This window comes from Mesorhizobium erdmanii (assembly GCF_013170725.1).
In the GTDB taxonomy this organism is placed as follows: domain Bacteria; phylum Pseudomonadota; class Alphaproteobacteria; order Rhizobiales; family Rhizobiaceae; genus Mesorhizobium; species Mesorhizobium erdmanii.
This window is the reverse complement of sequence record NZ_CP033361.1, coordinates 1,205,635-1,223,685: the sequence shown is the minus strand read 5'-3', so window position 1 is coordinate 1,223,685 and position 18,051 is coordinate 1,205,635. Positions and strand designations below refer to the sequence as shown.

The window sequence follows — 18,051 nt, the reverse complement described above, 5'->3', positions numbered from 1 at the left end:
CACCCTCCCTCGACACGCACCCCGGATTCCAAGGAAAATCATGTTTGTTGGCAGAAAATTCGCCGCCTTCCTTTTCGATATGGACGGCACCCTCATCAATTCCATCGCCTCGGCGGAGCGGGTGTGGAGCCATTGGGCGCGCCGCCACGGCCTGGACGTCGCCGCCTTCCTGCCGACGATCCACGGCGTACGGGCAATCGAAACCATCACCAACCTCGCGCTTCCAGGCGTCGACCCGGCGTATGAGGCCGACTTGCTGTTGAAGGCCGAGGCCGCCGATCTGGATGGCATTCTCCCGATCCCCGGCGCCATCGCGTTTCTCGAGGCGCTGCCAGGGGAAAGCTGGGCGATCGTTACCTCGGCACCACGTTCGTTGGCGCTTGCACGCATGAGGGCCGCAGGCATTCCTGTCCCCGCGGTCATCGTCGCCGCGGAAGACGTTTCCCGTGGCAAGCCCGCGCCCGACTGTTTTCAGCTTGGCGCAACACGCTTGGGCTTCGACGCACGCGACTGCCTGGTGTTCGAGGACGCTCCGGCCGGTATCGCCGCGGCCGAGGCGGCGCAAGCATCGGTCATGGTCATCAACGCCACCCACGCGCACCCGATGCAAACGCCGCATGTTGCGATTGCCGGCTATGAAAATGTCAGCATCACCCTCGACGAGCGCGGCTGGCTAGCGATCGAGCCACAGCGCAACGCCGCCTAGAATGTGTTGAGATTCAGGTGAGGCCGAGTCGAAAATGGTGGTTCCCGAGAACCGGAGCGGAGCGTACTTAAAGTACGTGAGCACCGTTCTACTGCGACGCAGTAGAACGGGGAAGCGCAGGGAGCCGCCATTTGCAGGCCGACCTCACCTGAATGTCGACACATTCTAAAAGTCGCTGGTCAGGCCTTTGACTTCCCAGTCGCCATAGCGGCCGGGTTCCTTGCCGCCGCGGCCGCCGATCTCTTTCGGCAGGGCGGCCTCCGACTTGCTATACTCGGTCCGCCGTGCGTCCGCCTCGGCCAGCGCGCGGCGGGCGGCGGGCGGAAGCTCCTTCGGCGAGGTGTCGCCATCAGTTTCGGCAGGCGTTTTATTGAGTTCGTCGGTCATGCGATATTCCCCGAAGATTGAAACAGGGGCGAGCGTTTCCCATCATATAGCCATGAACCCGAGACGATCGACCCCCTTTCACCGCGATCTGGACAGGAGCAGACGATGAACACATTGCGCACCGCCATGCTTCTGGCCGCGATGACGGCGCTGTTCATGGGCGTTGGCTTCCTGATCGGCGGTTCGGTCGGCATGATGATCGCGCTGGTGATCGCCGCCGGCACCAATCTGTTCAGCTACTGGAACGCCGACAAGATGGTGCTGTCGATGAACCGCGCCGTCGAGGTCGACGAGAAGAATGCGCCGGAATATTACGCCATCGTCCAGGCGCTGGCCAAGCAAGCCGGACTTCCGATGCCCAGGACCTATCTGATCGACAACCCGCAGCCGAACGCCTTCGCCACCGGCCGCAACCCGCAGAACGCGGCGGTCGCCGCCTCCACCGGCCTGTTGCAGCGGCTGACCCATGAAGAGGTCGCGGCCGTGATGGCGCATGAGCTTGCCCACGTCCAGCATCGCGATACGCTGACCATGACCATCGTCGCCACCTTGGCCGGCGCCATCTCGATGCTCGGTAATTTCGCCTTTTTCCTGGGCGGCAACCGTAACAACAACAACCCGTTCGGCTTTGTCGGCGTGATGGCGGCGATGATCGTGGCGCCGTTCGCCGCCATGATCGTGCAGATGGCGGTCAGCCGCACCCGCGAATACGAGGCCGACCGGCGCGGCGCCGAAATCTGTGGACACCCCCTTTGGCTGGCATCCGCCCTTGACAAGATCGCACGCGGGGCAGAACGCATTCCCAACCCTGATGCCGAGCGCAATCCCGCGATGGCGCATCTCTTCATCATCAATCCCTTGCACGGCGAGCGCATGGACAGCCTCTTCTCCACCCACCCGAGCACCGACAACCGCATTGCCGCCTTGCAGGAGATGGCGCGGCAGATGGGTGAAGGTGACGTCAGGCCCGCCCCCACTCGGAACACGACGCCCCGGCAGGCGGACGAGGAGCAGAGGCCCTCGGGCCCGTGGGGCCAGGCGGCGCAACCCGATCAGCCGGCTGAGCCCAAATCCAATCCGTGGGGTCGTAATCCGACCGGGCCCAAGGGCCGGTGGTCGTGAGCGTGGCAGCACCAAGACGTCCAGCCTCAGGCGATCAGGAACACGAATTCGTTGCAGGCCTCGCCGCGCGCAAGGCGGCGGCGCGGCTGCTTGCCGCCGTCATCGACGCCAGGACGCCGCTCGACGGCCTGACCGACCACGAGAACGGCCACCCGCAATACAAGGCGCTCGATTTGCGTGACCGTGGCCTGGTGCGCGCCATCCTGGTCACGGCGCTGCGCTTCCGCATGACCATCACGGGGCTTTTGGCGCAGCGTCTAGAAAAGCCGCTTCCACCCAACGCCACCGCTTTGTCGCACATACTGCATGTGGCGGCCGCGCAGATCCTGTTCCTCGACATTCCCGACAGCGCCGCCGTCGACCTCGCGGTGACGCACGCCAAGTCCGATCCCCGCACCCAGCGTTTTTCAGGCCTCGTCAACGGCGTGCTGCGCACGCTGGCGCGGGCCAAGGAAACTGAACTGCCGGCCGCCCTTGCCACCACCGACGAGGCGCCAAAATGGTTTTCCGACCGGCTGAAGACCGCCTATGGCGAGGATAAAGCCAGGCAAATCCTCGCCGCGCACCGTTACGAAGCGCCGGTGGACTTTTCGGTCAAGGCCGATCCCGAGCTGTGGGCCGAAAAGCTCGGCGGCATCGTGCTGCCGACCGGCACGCTGCGCGTGGAAAACCTTGTCGGGGCCGTCACCGAATTGCCCGGCTTCGCGGAAGGTGCCTGGTGGGTTCAGGATGCGGCGGCCAGCTTGCCGGCACGGCTGTTCGGCGATGTCGGCGGAATGCGCATCGCCGATCTCTGCGCCGCGCCCGGCGGCAAGACCGCGCAGCTCATCCTCGCCGGTGCCAGGGTTACCGCCGTCGACACCTCGAAGAACCGGCTGGCACGGCTGGCGCAGAATCTCGGCCGTCTCGGCTTGTCGGCCGACATCGTCCACGCCGACCTCCTCAAATACCAGCCGGAAGAGCTGTTCGACGCCGTGCTTCTCGACGCGCCGTGCTCGTCGACCGGCACGGTACGCCGGCATCCCGACGTGCCGTGGACCAAGACGGCGGCCGATGTCGAAAAACTCGCCGACCTGCAAAGGCGATTGCTTGCCCGCGCCGTCACGCTGGTCAAGCCCAGCGGCCGGATCGTCTTTTCCAACTGTTCGCTCGACCCTCGCGAAGGCGAGGATCTTTATCGCGCTTTCCTCGAAGGGACGCCTGATGTCGTCGATGATCCGCTGCGACAAGGCGAGATTGCCGGCATCGATTCGTTCCTCACGGCGCAAGGCACGCTGCGCACCACGCCCGCCGATCTTGACCTCGGTGCACCGCAACGCTCGGGCCTGGACGGCTTCTTCGCGGCGCGCATGCGGCGAGCCGGCTAATGCATGACGCCCAAAGTGCGTAGCGGTTTTGGGGATAACGACCTGCATAGAGCAAAAACAAATCGCGTCGCATCCGACCGGCCGGTGCGGCGCCATTTGACTTAACCGGCAGAATTTGCTGACTTTTTTAGGGAGGGTATGGGGCATCGGACCCATTCCCAGGAATTCGCCTTCGCACGACTCGTTCAATCATGTAAACTCCGCGCCGGGGTAGAGGACGACCAGGAGGGCTTTTGGCACTGGCTGCCAGCAACACGACGCGTCTGTGGACGCTGGTCGCGAAGGAGTTCTGGCGCAAGACGCGCCGGCGCCTGCGTGCCGGTCCGATCTATCGCTGGCGCTATTCCGGCCGTACGCCCGAACGCGTCCTGATCGCGCCACCGGACCTGCGCCTCGCCGACCCGCAGATCGCGCTCGAGATCTATTACGGCCGCTATCCCTTGTCAGGACATCTGGTCGAAACCGGTGGCAAGTCGCCGTTCCAGATCAACGTCCCCAATCGTGGCTGGCAGAAGACGCTGCATGGTTTTCGCTGGCTGCGCCACATGCGCGCCGCCGGCACCGAACTTGCCGCCGCCAACGCCCGCGCGCTTGTGTCCGACTGGATCACCATGCACGGAAACAACATTGCCGGTATCGCCTGGGAACCCGGGACGACGGCAAAGCGCATAATTGCCTGGCTGCAGCATTCCTCGGTGGTGCTGCAGGGCGCCGAATTCCCTTTCTATCGCGCCTTCCTGAAATCACTGGCCGTCCAGATCCGCTACCTCAGGTCGATGGCGCGCGAAATGCCCGACGGCAAGGACAGGCTGCGCGCCCGCATCGCGCTGGCCTTCGCCGCGCTCTCCCTGCCGGCGCCGGCTTCGGCGCTACGCGGCGCCACCCGCAATCTCGCCGAGGAACTCAACCGTCAGATCCTTGCCGATGGCGGCCATATCTCACGCAATCCGATGGCGGTGCTGGAAATCCTCGCCGACCTTTTGCCGCTGCGACAGACCTATGCCAACCAGGCGGAAACCCCGCCGCAGGCGCTGATCGGTGCCATCGACCGCATGCTGCCTGCGCTGCGCTTCTTCCGCCATCAGGACGGCAGCCTCGCCCGCTTCAACGGCATGGGCGCCACCATCCATGACCGCATCGCCACCATATTGCGCCATGACGACACCGCCGGCGCGCCGCTGCTGCACGCGCCGCATTCGGGTTATGAGCGGCTGTCGATGGGTGGGGTCACCGTCATTGCCGACACCGGCCTGCCGCCGCCGATCGACGTTTCCAACGCCGCGCATGCCGGCTGCCTCGCCTTCGAACTGTCGTCCGGCCGCCAGCACTATATCGTCAACGCCGGCATCGACACCTATGGCGCCGCCGAATTCCGGCCGCTCGCCCGCGCCACCGCCGCGCACTCGACCGCCACCATCAACGACACGTCCTCGGCACGCTTCAGCCATTCGATACGGGTCAACGACCTGCTTGGCTCGCCGCTGATCGGCGGCCCGCAGCATGTTCAGTGCAAACGCATCGACCAGAAGGGCGTTCACGGCTTCATCGCCCGCCATGATGGCTATGTCCCGCGCTTCGGCTTCCTGCATGAGCGCGAACTGAAACTGTCGACGAACGGCAACGTGCTGGCCGGCAGGGACCGTTTCCTGCGCCCCGGCAATGCCGCGATCCGCAACAATGGCCGGGACTTCATCACCGTGCGCTTCCACCTTCACCCTGACATCGATCTTTTGCAGGATGAACACGACCGCCTAGTGCTGACCGCCGACCAAGCCGACAGCTGGGTGTTCACGGCGAATGAAGTGGTGCCCGAGGTGGAGGAATCGATCTATTTCGCCGGTCTCGGCGGCCCACGCCGCAGCCGGCAGATCGTGCTGGCCTTCAAGGCCTCGGATGTGTCGGAGGTCCATTGGCAACTGACACGCACCAAAGTCGCGGGCTATCCGGAAAACAACTGATCGTATCGGCCGCGGCGGCGCTTCCGGTTTGATTTCCCGATGTCATGTGCTACGGCGCGGGCTTGCCCCTCCAGCCGTGAAAGGCCGCCAGCCATGGCCGTCGCCGCCAAGAACATTCCCGCACCGGACCTCGTTCCCGTCCGCCGTGCCTTGCTCTCCGTTTTCGACAAGACCGGCCTCATCGACTTCGCCAAGGGCTTGGCCGCCGCCGGTGTCGAACTGGTCTCGACCGGCGGCACAGCCAAGGCGATCGCCGAGGCCGGCCTGCCGGTGCGTGACGTCGCCGAGCTCACCGACTTTCCCGAGATCATGGATGGCCGCGTCAAGACGCTGCATCCGTCCGTGCACGGCGCGCTGCTTGGCGTGCGCGACGACCCCGAACATGCGGCGGCGATGCGCAAACACCGCATCGAACCGATCGATCTCCTCGTCTCCAACCTCTATCCGTTCGAGGAAGTCCGCCGCTCCGGCGCCGACTATGCCGCGATCGTCGAAAACATCGACATTGGCGGCCCGGCGATGATCCGCGCCTCGGCCAAGAACCACGCCTATGTCGCCATCGTCACCGACCCGAGCGACTATGCCTCGGTGCTGAACGCGCTGGAGATGAACATCGGCTCGCTGTCGCTGGACTTCCGCAAGAAGCTGGCGGCAAAGGCCTTTGCCCGCACCGCGAGCTACGACGCGGCGATTTCCGGCTGGTTCGCCGAGGCGCTGGAGATCGAGCATCCGACCTGGCGCGCTTTCGGCGGCAGGCTGACCGAGGTGATGCGCTACGGAGAAAACCCGCACCAGAGCGCCGGCTTCTACGTCAATGGCGACAAGCGCCCGGGCGTCGCGACAGCACGGCAACTGCAGGGCAAGCAGCTGTCCTACAACAACATCAACGACACCGACGCCGCCTTCGAACTGGCCGGCGAGTTCGATCCTGCCCGCTCGGCCGCCGTCGCCATCATCAAGCACGCCAACCCCTGCGGCGTCGCCGAGGGCACGTCGCTTAAAGCAGCCTATGCCAAGGCGCTCGCATGCGACCCGGTCTCGGCCTTCGGCGGCATCGTCGCAGTGAACCGCACCCTCGACGCCGACGCGGCGGAGGACATCGTGAAAACCTTCACCGAGGTCATCATCGCGCCCGACGCGACCGACGAGGCGGCGGCAATCGTCGCGGCGAAGAAGAACCTGCGTCTCCTGGTCACCGGCGGCCTGCCGGATCCGCGTTCGCCAGGCACGACGGTCAAGTCGGTTGCCGGCGGGCTGCTTGTCCAAGGCCGCGACAACGCCGTCGTCGACGACCTCGACCTGAAGGTGGTCACCAAGCGCGCGCCGACGCCGCAGGAAATGGCCGATCTCAAATTCGCTTTCCGCGTTGCCAAGCACGTCAAGTCGAACGCCATCGTCTACGCAAAGGACGGCGCCACCGTCGGCATCGGCGCCGGCCAGATGAGCCGTGTCGATTCCTCCCGCATCGCCGCCCGCAAGGCGCTCGACGCGGCGGAAGCGGCCGGCATGGCGCAACCACTGACCAAGGGCTCGGTGGTCGCCTCCGACGCCTTCTTCCCCTTCGCCGACGGCCTGCTAGCCGCCGTCGCGGCCGGCGCCACCGCCGTGATTCAGCCCGGCGGTTCGATGAACGACAAGGACGTAATCGCTGCTGCCGATGAGCATGGCATCGCCATGGTGTTTACGGGCGTACGGCATTTCCGCCACTGAGCAGCTCTTGCCTTCTCCCGTTGTGGGAGAAGGCAGAAACGCTACTCCACCGGCCGGTCAGCCGGATATGGCGTCCTGACCAAAATCGCCATGCCGATGCCGAGGAACAGAATAATCGCCGCCATGCCGAGCCGCGCCGAGCCGCTGGTCGCGGTGATGGTTGCCACCATGAACGGCGCCAGGAAGCTGGTCGCGCGGCCGGCCAGCGCATAGATTCCGAAATAGCGGCCGGATTCCGCCGCCGTGACGCTGCGCGCCATGTAGGAGCGGGACGACGCCTGCACGGGGCCGAAAGCCAGGCCGATCAGCAGGCCGTACAGGATGTAGGCCTTCTCGGCCGCCGTGCCGAACAGCCCGCCTGAATCGGTGGTCGAAAGCTGGATCAGGCCGAGCAGCGTGAAGCCCGGGCCGGTCGAGACGACGCCGACGGTGGCGACGGACAGCATGACCAGCGAAATCATCACCACCGCCTTGGAGCCGAGCGCGGTGTCGAGGCGGGCGGCGATCCAGCAGCCGAAGATGGCGACGACATTGAGGATGATGCCGAACATGCCGATCTCGGTGATCGACCAGTGGAACATGCCCGCCGCGAAGGTGCCGCCGAGCGCCAGCAGGGCGTTGACGCCGTCCTGGTAGATCATACGGGCGACGAGGAAGCGGAAGATGCCGCCGCGCTTGCGCACCTCGGCCAGCGTGGATTTCAGTTCCGACAGGCCTTCCCGCACCGCCGGCCCGATCGGAATGCCCTTGATGGCGTCCGGGGTGAAGAAGAACATCGGCAGGATGAACAGGAAGTACCAGCCGGCCGACAGCGGCCCGGTGGCGCGCGCATCCTCGCCCAACCGCGGATCGAGCCCGAACAGCGGGGTGATGCCGATGATCGTCTTGCCGGTCTCCAGCGAGCCGGCCAGGCAAGTGACGACGAAGATCAGCGCGATCATGCCGCCGAGATAGCCAAGGCCCCAGGCCATGTTGGAGATACGGCCTATCTCGCTCTTCGGCACCAGCCGCGGCATCATCGAATCGTTGAACACGGTGGAGAACTCCGCCGCCACCGAGGCCAGCGAAAACAGCGCCACGATCAGGAACAGGTTCGAGCCGGGCGCCGCGAACCAGAGCAGGGTGAGGCTGGTGATCTTGATCGCCGCGAAGAAGGCGATCCACGGCTTGCGCGGCCCGGTCTGGTCGGCGATCGAGCCGAGGATCGGCGACAGCACGGCGATGACCAGCCCGGCGGCGGCGATGCCATAGCCCCAGACCGCCTGGCCGGTGTTGGGATCGCCAGCCATGCGCGAAACGAAGTAGGGGCCGAAGATGAAGGTGGTGACGACCGTGAAGAACGGCTGCGCCGCCCAGTCGAAGAACATCCACCCCCAGATGCCGCGCCCGGACGCCCGCTGCACTGTCTCTACCGCCATGCTGATTCCTCGGCTCCGCCCGCGACCGGCGCCATGTCTGCATGTTTTTCATGACCGTGCAAACGAACAGGCGCTTGAGCCGCCGTTCATCGGTTTGGCACCTTCATTTCCGCGTGGACGAGAGCACGGGCGCCCTCCAGATGCGGCGCGTTTCAGGTCTGGCCATCAATGACGGGATCGCCACGAATTCCTGATTATTAAGTTGACTATTTTTATCCAGTTTGACTAATTGCGCTCGAGCGGAACCGGAAGGGAGGTCCGTCAAGCCGCTCGATTTTGGTCTGACAGGGGATACGCGATGACAGTTGGTCGGCGAGCATCGATGCACACGCGGGCAAGATTATTGATTACAAGCAGCGCATTGCTGACGGTGTCGTTTGGCTTGGCGGGAACCGGCTGGGCCCAGGACAATTCGACAGGCGATGCGACCGAATTGCAAACGATCATCATCGATGGCAAGTCGGATCGTGTTGTCGGGCCTGATCCGACCATCGTCGCCAGGGACACCGCGACCGGCACCAAGACCGACACGCCAATTGTCGATGTTCCCGCCTCGGTTTCAGTTGTCACCCAGAAGGAGCTGGAGGCGCGCCATGTGGAAAGCCTTCAGCAGGCGGTGGCCTACACGTCCAGCGTCCTCACCGACGAATTCGGCAGCGACGACCGGTACGACTATATTCGTATCCGCGGTTTCGACCAGACATCACTCGGTACCTATCGTGATGGTTTGGCGGCGCGCATTCCTGCCTGGTTCACCGCCACCCGGCTCGAACCCTATGGGCTTCAGCGCGTGGAGGTTCTGAAGGGATCGACATCGACGCTTTTTGGTCTGAACGGCCCTGGCGGACTGGTCAATGCAATCACCAAGCGGCCGCCGGATCAGAAGCAGGGGGAGATTTACACATCTTATGGTGACGGCACCAAAGAGGTGGGTGTCGATTTTGGCGGGCCGATCGATCCCGATGGTGTGTGGACCTATCGGCTCACCGGACTAGCCAAGGATGGCGATCAGGGATGGGATTATTCCAACGATGATCGACTTTACATCGCGCCTGCCTTGACCATCAAACCCGAGGAAGGAACGTCGCTCACCATCCTGACCGACTACTACAAGCGAGACGGCACAGGCGCACGCGGCTTTCCGACCGGTGCCAATATCGACATCAACACATTCCTGGGCGAGCCGGATTTCAACCGCTTCAACACCGAGCAGGCCGATCTCGGCTACCAGTTCGAGTATGAGTTCAACGAGAACCTGACATTCCGCTCCAATGCCCGCTACACGCATTTGAGCCTCGACTATGCCGAGGTCTACGGCGCGTCGCTTGATCCCACCGCGGACCGCACGTCATTTTCCGTCGACGGCATGTCCAACCGCTTTGCCGCCGACAATCAGCTGCAATACGATACAGGCTGGGACGGGATCGACAGCAAGACGCTCGTCGGCCTCGACTACGCCGACGACAACACCCGTGAAAAGATCCTGTTCGGCACCGCCGGTCCCATCGACATCGACAATCCGACCTATTGCGGTCTGTCCTGCATCAATCTTGGCCCCTACGTGAACTGGCGGGTCAAGCAGCAGGCGGTGGGCGTCTATGCCCAGGAGCAATTGACGTTTGACGACCGCTGGATCGTCACCCTCGGCGGGCGCTGGGACCGTGTCCATACGATCGCCGACTATCTCGACTCGGGAACGCAGGACGACGATACGGCATCCGCCTTCACCAAGCGTGCCGGCCTGACCTACAAGTTCACGCCGAATCTCGCGGTCTACGCCAACTATTCGGAAAGTTTCCAGCCGCTCGTGGCGCCAAGCGCCAACGGATACGCGGTCTCGGGTTCGCTGAAGCCTCAGGAGGGCAAGCAGTATGAGGCGGGCATCAAGTACAAGCCCGACGGCTTTGAGGGCCTGTTCACGGCCGCGATCTTCGACCTGACCCAAACCAATGTGCCGACCTATGTCACGCCCGTGATCCAGCAGCAGATCGGCAAGGTCGGCGTCCGCGGCATCGAACTCGAAGGCAAGGCCGCCGTCACGGACGACCTCAATTTGACACTTGCCTATTCCTACTGGGATGCCGAAATCCTGGAGGACGGCATTGGCGGGAACATCGGCAACCGGCCGCAGCGCGTTCCTCGCCATCTGGCATCGGCCTGGCTCGCCTATACGCTTCGCGGGGAAGGACGGCGTGGCGACCTGACCATTGGCGGCGGGCTGCGCTATATTGGACAGACCTGGGGCGATGACGCGAACACGGTTTCGGTTGGCGGCTACGCGGTCGTTGACGCCGCCATAGACTACAAGGTGACGAAGGACGTGACGTTAGCCGTGAACGCAACCAACCTGTTCGACCGGAAATATGTGACAACCAGCTATTACGGGACCGAGTATTACGGCGACCGGCTCAAGGTCGTCAGCACGCTCCGATATTCCTGGTGAGCTTGCTGATCGCTGAGCAAGAAGAACCACACGCATCCGAGAATGCGTGTGGTGACCATCGCAAAGCCGAAATGGCTCACATTCCCGTCAGATCGCTCATCAGCCCCGATGCCACCGACAGCCGCGACACGGTGATGTCGCCGCCCTCGGTCAGCGCCTGCAGCCGCTCTCGGATGCGCGCCACGCGCTCGCCGCCGGCCTCCAGCCAGGCCGTCACCGGATCGGCTGCCTTGGCATGGCCAGTGAGCGCGGCGACCGCGATGCCGCGCCGCGCCGCGCCGATCGTGTCGGTGGCGCGCGACAGAGCGAGCTGGTCATAATAGTCCGAAGGCGTGATCGAACGGGCCGCATCCTCGACGCGAGGAATGCGGAAGGCATCGCTCACCGCAAAGAATGCTCGTGCAGCCGCGACGATGTCGGCATTTGCCATCCGCGCGGTCAGCGCGATGTCGGGAATGAGTTCGGCCACCTCGCTCAGCGCCAGCTGCTCGGCCAGCTTTTCCGGCGCACCAGCCTTGAACAGCCCGTGCCGCTTCTCCTCGATCCGCTCGCGCGAAAAGGCCGGCAGCAGCGAAACCAGCTTCGGCTCCAGCGCCTTGCGCGCTTCCTGCAGCTCGGCAATGCGCTGGCTGAGCGGCGCCGTCCCGGTATCGTTCTTGAGATACCAGCCGCTGGTCACGTAGATCAGCCGGCTCACCATCTGGTAGAGATCGAGCTGCACCTGGCCGTCGATCTGGTTGTCGAGCGCGTCGATCTCGCGATAGTGCGCCGGCAGGGCAAAGCCGTCACGCACCACGGCGAAGGTGCGCACCACATCGGCGGCGGTGCGCCCGGTGGCTTCCTGCAGCCGGTTGACGAAGGACGGGCCACCGCGGTTGACCAGGTCGTTGGCGACGACGCGGGCGATGATCTCGCGGCGCAGCCTGTGGCCATGGATTTCCGAGCCGTATTTCTTCGCCATCCGGTCGGGGAAATAGCCCATCAGGTCGCGGTCGAAATGCGCGTCATCAGGCACGTCGCTGGCGACGATGTCGGAAAACAGCACGATCTTGGCATAGGCGAGCAGCACGCCGAGTTCAGCCCTGGTCAGTGGCTCGCCGCGCGCCTCGCGCTCGGCAAGCGCCGCCGGCGACGGCAGTGTTTCGACGACGCGGTCGAGCAGGCCGCGCGCTTCGAGGGCCGACATGAAGCGGGCCTGGTGCGCGATGTCGGCAAGGCCGCGCTTGCGGGCGATCGAAAGCGCCAGCGTCTGCTGGTAGTTGTTGGACAGCACCAGAGCGCCGACCTCGGCGGTCATCTCGGCCAGCAGTTTGTTGCGGGCCGGGCGCGTCAGCGATCCCTTGCGCATCGCCGATGCCAGCGCGATCTTGATGTTGACCTCGACGTCGGAGCAGTTGACGCCGCCCGAATTGTCGATGGCGTCGGAGTTGCAGCGGCCGCCATTCATGCCGAACTCGATGCGTGCCCGCTGCGTGACGCCGAGATTGGCGCCCTCGCCGATCACCTTGGCGCGCACGTCGAGCGCGGTGATGCGGATGGCGTCATTGGCGCGGTCTCCGACCTCGGCATTGGTTTCGGCGGACGCCCTCAGATACGTGCCGATACCGCCGAACCACAGAAGGTCGACCGGCGCCTTGAGGATGGCGGTCATGATCTCGACGGGCGTTGCAGTGGTCTTGCCGAGGCCGATCGCCGCCGCCGCCGCCGCCGGCAGTGTGATCGACTTCTGGCTGCGCGAGACGATGACGCCGCCTTCCGACAGCTTCGACTTGTCGTAGTCCTGCCAGCTCGAACGGGCGAGGGCGAACATGCGCTCGCGCTCCGCCATCGAGGCCGCCATGTCCGGATCTGGATCGATGAAGATGTCGCGATGGTCGAAGGCGGCGATCAGCCTGGTCTTCGGCGATAGCAGCATGCCGTTGCCGAACACGTCGCCCGACATGTCGCCGACACCGACGACGGTGAAGGGCGAGGTCTGGATGTCGCGGTTGATCTCGCGGAAATGCCGTTTGACCGCTTCCCAGGCGCCCTTGGCGGTGATGCCCATCTTCTTGTGGTCATAGCCGGCCGAGCCGCCGCTGGCGAAGGCGTCGTCGAGCCAGAAGCCATGCTTCTCGGAGATGGCGTTGGCGGTGTCGGAGAAGGTCGCCGTGCCCTTGTCGGCGGCGACGACGAAATAGGGATCATCCTGGTCGCGCCTGATGACGCCGGCAGGCGGGATGACACCGTCCAGCCCGATATTGTCGGTGATCGACAGCAGGCTGGAGACGAAGTTCTTGTAGGCCGAGGTGCCGGCCTCGAAGATCGCGTCGCGGCTGCCGCCGGCCGGCAGGCGCTTGGGGAAGAAGCCGCCCTTGGCGCCGACCGGCACGATGACAGCGTTCTTGACCTGTTGCGCCTTGACCAGGCCGAGCACCTCGGTGCGATAGTCCTGGGCGCGGTCCGACCAGCGCAGGCCGCCACGCGCCACCGGGCCGAAGCGCAAATGCAGGCCTTCGACCTCTGAGCCGTAGACGAAAATCTCGCGCCACGGCCGTGGCGCCGGCAGTCCCTCGACAGCGTGGGATTCCAGCTTGATCGCCAGCGACTGGCCCTTCTGCTTCGTATCGGCAACGAAATGATTGGTGCGCAGCGAGGCTTCGATCAGATTGAGGTAGCGGCGGATGATGGTGTCGTCGTCGATGTTGGGCACATCCTCCAGCGCATCCTTGATCTTTGCCTTGAGATGCTTTGCCGCCACCACGCCTTCGCCCTCGGCCGTCGGTCCAAGCCGGGCGATGAACAGGTCATGCAGGCCGCGCGCGATCTCGGGATAACGGTTCAGTGCCGCAGCGATGAAATCCTGGCTTTGCGGAATGCCGACCTGCTGCAGATAGCGGCCATAGGCACGCAGGATGGTGATTTCGCCGGACCACAGGCCGGCGGTCTGCGCGAGGCCGTTATAGCCGTCATTGTCGACGTCGCCGCGCCACACCGACAGGAACGCATCCTCAAACAGCGCACCGCCATCGGCGAGATCGATCGGCTTGCCGTAGCTGTTCTCCAACTCCATGTCGTGAATGAAGACCATGCCGGTCGCGTCGTCGCCGACCTCGAAGGTGCGCTCGCTGATGACCCGGAAGCCGATGTTTTCAAGCACCGGCACCCGCCGCGACAGCGCCACCGGGGTGCCATGATGATAGATTTTCAGCGCCGCCTGATGCGGCTTCTGCTCGGCATGACGGTAATAGTCGATGGCGATCGGATTATCGGCACTGATCTTGGCGATGCGTCCGGCATCGACCAGCGCCACCGCCGCGCTGAACGAGTCGCGGTAGCTTTCCGGCAGCCGCGCGGCGATGGCCTTCAATGCCTGGTCGCCGCCATCGGCATCCGCCGCGTCGGAAAGCGCGTCTTCCCAGGTCCGTACGATGTCGCGGATCGCCGCCTCGATCGTCGCCGGCTCGATCTTCGGCGTCTTGCCGCCGGAGCGGCCGATGATGAAATGCACGCGCGCCAGCCCGCCTTCGGGGAAGGCCGGGTAATAGGCCGACAGCCGGCCTTCGAACACGGTTTTCAGATAGGCGCCGATCTTCTCGCGCACGACGCTATCGTAGCGGTCGCGCGGCACGAAGACGAGGATCGAGACGAAGCGGTCGAACTGGTCGGCGCGCACCAGCGCCCGCACCCGCGGCCGCTCGATGAGGCCGAGAATGGCTGCGGCATGCTTCCTCAGGATCGGCACCGGCACCTGGAACAATTCGTCGCGCGGATAGCTTTCCAGCACGTTGATCAGCGCCTTGCCGGAATGGTCGTGCCGGTCAAAACCGGACTTGGCGATGATGGTTTCGGCCTTGGACCGCAAATACGGGATCTTCATCACCGAGCGCGTGTAGGCGGTCGAGGTGAACAGGCCGACGATGCGCAGTTCACCCGAAAGCGCGCCCTTGGCGGTGTAGGTCTTGATGCCGATGTAGTCGAGATAGATGCGCCGGTGTACGGACGACTTGGCATTGGCCTTGGTGACGATCAGCGGCTCCGGCCCATGCAGGAAGGCGCGGATTTCGGGTGTCGTCGTCACCGCTTCGGTGCCGCGCCGCAGCACCAGCACGTCGGGATCACTGAGGATGCCGAGGCCGGGCTTGTCGGCGCGCTCCAGATTGCCGCTTTCCTCGCCACCGGTGTATTTGAACTCGCGCATGCCGAGGAAGGTGAAATTGTCGTCGCGCAGCCATTCCAGGAAGGCGATCGCCTCGGCGACGCTCTTCTTGTCGAGCGGCACCGCCGAATAGCGGAATTCCGAGATCGCCTGGTCGAGCCGGGCCAGCATCGGCCGCCAGTCGTTGACGGCGGCATGCACCTGGCCGAGCATCTTGCGCAACCGTTCGGTCAAGCCGTTTGCCGCCTCCGCCGTCAGCCGCGGTATATGGACGTGAATGACGCTCAGCCGGTCGTGATTTCCATCGTCCTTGGCGAAATTGCCGTCGCCGAGGATTTCCTCGACCCCGCGCTTGCCGTGGCGAACGGTGATGACCGGATGGGTGACGAGCGTCGGTTCGCCTGATGTCTCGGTGATCTCGCCGAGGATGGAATCGAACAGGAACGGCATGTTGTCGTTGACGACGGTGATGACCGTCACCGGTCGGCCTTCGCGAACGACGCCCGAATCGGCCTCGACGGCGACGACGCATGCGCCCTTCTTGTGGCCGGCAACCGCCTGGCCTGCGAGGTCGGCGGCGCGTTCGAGGTCGGCCGCGTCATAGGCGGCGATGTCTTCGGCCGGCGCGCGCGCGAGCAGGTAATCGGCGAGCCGGGCTGGCCTTTCCTCGGTCTTGGCCGCCGATGTGGATTTTTTGTTCGGCTTCGCTGCGGATTTCACGCTGGCCATGACGCTATTCCCTCCCGTCGAATGCTTTTACGACTATCGTAGCAGATGACCGCTGTTTGGCGACAAAGGTTTGACGGCTTGCCAAGAATTATCCGAATTCGGCGGCTCGCCATCATCCAACAGGAGAAAAATGACCCATGACCGGCAAAATATCGGCGCTTGATCTGGCTTCAGGGGAGCTGAGCGAGGCGACGAAAGCCTATTTCGCCAAATGCCAGGAAAAGCTCGGCCTGGTTCCCAACGTGCTCAAGGCCTATGCCTTCGACGACAAGAAGCTGCGCGCCTTCACCGACATGTACAATGATTTGATGCTGGGCGAGTCGGGCCTGTCGAAGCTGGAGCGCGAGATGATCGCGGTCGTGGTCTCCTCGATCAACCATTGCTACTATTGCCTGACCGCGCATGGTGCGGCGGTGCGCCAGCTGTCCGGTGACCCGGCGCTCGGCGAAATGATGGTGATGAATTTCCGCGCCGCCGATCTTTCGGCAAGGCAGACCTCTATGCTCGAATTCGCAGTCAAGCTGACCGAGACGCCGGCGAAAATCGTCGAAGCCGATCGGGCTGCGCTGCGCCAGGCCGGCTTCACCGATCGCGACATATGGGACATCGCCTCGACGGCCGCGTTCTTCAACATGTCGAACCGGGTGGCCGCCGCGATCGACATGCGGCCGAACGACGAATACCACGCCATGGCGCGGTGAGGCACGGCAGGAGGCCAACCGCGCCTAATATTAGACATTGCTCATTCTAATTGCTTGTTTGCCGGTTTGGTCCGATGATCGGCAGGCGGCATGACCGCGTGCCGGTTCGATGCCGCTCATCAAGGGAGGAGAACATGGCGAAGTTTCTCTACGTCTATCACGGCTCCGGCAAGATGCCGACGAGCGACGCCGAGCGTAAGGCGATGACCGACGCCTGGACAGGCTGGTTTGGAAAGCTCGGTTCGGCCGTTGTCGACCCAGGCAATCCGGTCGGCATGTCGAAGACCGTAATGCCTGGTGGCAAGATAGAGAACAATGGCGGCAGCAACCCGACCGGCGGCTACTCGATCATCGAGGCGAGGGATATCGACGATGCCGCCGAGAAGGCCAAGGGCTGCCCGATGCTGGCCATGCCGAACTGCAATGTCGAGATAGCGCCTATCATCAACATGATGGGCTGACGCCTCGCCTCAGGACCGTGCCGCGATCGCGGCCGCGGCACCGGCCATCGTCGTGGCGCTGATGCGGTTGGCGATCTTCATGGCGCGCTTGCTCTTCAACAGCTTGCGCGCCTGCGAGGCGGCGAGCACCCAGGCGAGATCGATGGCGATCAGCACCACCGCCATGGTCGCCGTCAGCTCGACCCAGCCGACGATGCTCACCGAAGCGAGGTCGATGATTGTCGGCAGCAGCGCCAGGTAGAACATCATGATCTTGGGGTTGCCGAGCGTCACCGCCATGCCGGCGAAGAACAGTTTCGCCGGGGAATCCTCGCGCGGCATCTCGCCCTCTTTGGCATCGACCGGCGCCGTCCACATCTTCCAGGCAAGGTAAGCGAGATACGCGACGCCCACCCACTTCACCACGACAAACGCAAAGTGGAAGGTCTGCGCCACCACGGCCAGCCCGAACACCGCCAGCGACAGCCAGATGCCTTCGCCGATCCACATGGCGAGCAGGAACGGAAACACGTCGCGAAAGCCCTTGGCGATGACGCGCGCCACCAGTGCCGCGATCGATGGACCGGGCGAACCGGCGGCAACGAACAAGGCGGCAGCGAAAATCAGCAGCGAGGTGAGATGCATGGCGAGGATCTCTGCGTCAGGGCTCGATAGATTACAAATACTCGACAGCCGTGGCTCTGGCAAAGGCAACCCCTGCACGGACCATTGGCGCTGACGTCCCAATGCCTGGTTGCGAAGTCTCTTGAAGGCCGCTAGAAGACCCGCCGCGAAACAATTTCGAGCTTCATTTTGCCTCAGTAACCGCCGGTCTCGTCAACTCCCCCGACACACTCGCATGGCGCCGCATCCGTGGTGCCTGTTCCATGTTCATGTGTTCTCTGGGCGGCGGTTCGAGACCGGTTTGGCAC

Annotated in this window: 12 protein-coding genes; 8 read left to right on the top strand and 4 right to left on the bottom strand. The window is 64.1% G+C overall.

Annotation, left to right across the window (positions count from 1 at the left end; all coding sequences use genetic code 11):
• Positions 1–40: 40 nt before the first annotated feature.
• Positions 41–706 (top strand): HAD-IA family hydrolase, encoded by a 666-nt coding sequence (locus EB233_RS05835; RefSeq protein ID WP_064991131.1) that lies wholly within the window; start codon positions 41–43, stop codon positions 704–706.
• Positions 707–871: 165 nt separating this feature from the next.
• Here EB233_RS05835 and EB233_RS05830 read toward each other — a convergent pair whose 3' ends face one another.
• Positions 872–1,093, bottom strand: a complete 222-nt coding sequence (locus tag EB233_RS05830) for a DUF1674 domain-containing protein (protein WP_064991130.1) — start codon at positions 1,091–1,093, stop codon at positions 872–874.
• A gap of 105 nt (positions 1,094–1,198) precedes the next feature.
• On the opposite strand from EB233_RS05830, the gene htpX reads away from it, so the two are divergent.
• The 4 genes from htpX (at position 1,199) to purH (ending at position 7,250) form a co-directional block, all read left to right on the top strand.
• The gene (htpX, locus tag EB233_RS05825; RefSeq protein WP_064991129.1) at positions 1,199–2,215 is read left to right on the top strand and encodes a zinc metalloprotease HtpX; all 1,017 of its coding nucleotides are present in this window, start codon (positions 1,199–1,201) and stop codon (positions 2,213–2,215) included.
• On the top strand, positions 2,206–3,582 hold the full coding sequence (locus EB233_RS05820; protein ID WP_064991128.1) for an RsmB/NOP family class I SAM-dependent RNA methyltransferase: 1,377 nt from the start codon (positions 2,206–2,208) through the stop codon (positions 3,580–3,582). The genes htpX and EB233_RS05820 overlap by 10 nt, the downstream gene beginning before the upstream one ends.
• A 233-nt stretch (positions 3,583–3,815) precedes the next feature.
• Positions 3,816–5,540 (top strand): heparinase II/III family protein, encoded by a 1,725-nt coding sequence (locus EB233_RS05815; RefSeq protein WP_027053093.1) that lies wholly within the window; start codon positions 3,816–3,818, stop codon positions 5,538–5,540.
• Positions 5,541–5,633: 93 nt separating this feature from the next.
• Complete coding sequence (gene purH, locus EB233_RS05810) at positions 5,634–7,250, top strand: bifunctional phosphoribosylaminoimidazolecarboxamide formyltransferase/IMP cyclohydrolase (RefSeq protein WP_064991127.1); 1,617 nt, start codon at positions 5,634–5,636, stop codon at positions 7,248–7,250.
• Positions 7,251–7,291: 41 nt separating this feature from the next.
• Here purH and EB233_RS05805 read toward each other — a convergent pair whose 3' ends face one another.
• Positions 7,292–8,668 (bottom strand): MFS transporter, encoded by a 1,377-nt coding sequence (locus EB233_RS05805; protein WP_064991126.1) that lies wholly within the window; start codon positions 8,666–8,668, stop codon positions 7,292–7,294.
• A 298-nt stretch (positions 8,669–8,966) separates the two neighbouring features.
• Between EB233_RS05805 and EB233_RS05800 the strand changes: the two genes are divergently transcribed.
• Positions 8,967–11,111 (top strand): TonB-dependent siderophore receptor, encoded by a 2,145-nt coding sequence (locus tag EB233_RS05800; RefSeq protein WP_064991125.1) that lies wholly within the window; start codon positions 8,967–8,969, stop codon positions 11,109–11,111.
• 76 nt (positions 11,112–11,187) lie between these two features.
• Here EB233_RS05800 and EB233_RS05795 read toward each other — a convergent pair whose 3' ends face one another.
• Complete coding sequence (locus tag EB233_RS05795) at positions 11,188–15,978, bottom strand: NAD-glutamate dehydrogenase (RefSeq protein ID WP_064991124.1); 4,791 nt, start codon at positions 15,976–15,978, stop codon at positions 11,188–11,190.
• A 137-nt stretch (positions 15,979–16,115) separates the two neighbouring features.
• Between EB233_RS05795 and EB233_RS05790 the strand changes: the two genes are divergently transcribed.
• Complete coding sequence (locus tag EB233_RS05790; protein ID WP_064991123.1) at positions 16,116–16,679, top strand: peroxidase-related enzyme; 564 nt, start codon at positions 16,116–16,118, stop codon at positions 16,677–16,679.
• Between the two features lie 134 nt (positions 16,680–16,813).
• Positions 16,814–17,140 carry a YciI family protein gene (locus EB233_RS05785; RefSeq protein WP_027053099.1) on the top strand — a complete coding sequence of 109 codons (327 nt, stop codon included), beginning with the start codon at positions 16,814–16,816 and terminating at the stop codon, positions 17,138–17,140.
• A gap of 9 nt (positions 17,141–17,149) precedes the next feature.
• On the opposite strand, the gene EB233_RS05780 is transcribed toward EB233_RS05785, so the two are convergent.
• A complete protein-coding gene (locus EB233_RS05780; protein ID WP_064991122.1) occupies positions 17,150–17,764 on the bottom strand; it encodes a LysE family translocator in 615 nt (204 codons plus the stop codon).
• Between the last annotated feature and the right edge of the window lie 287 nt (positions 17,765–18,051).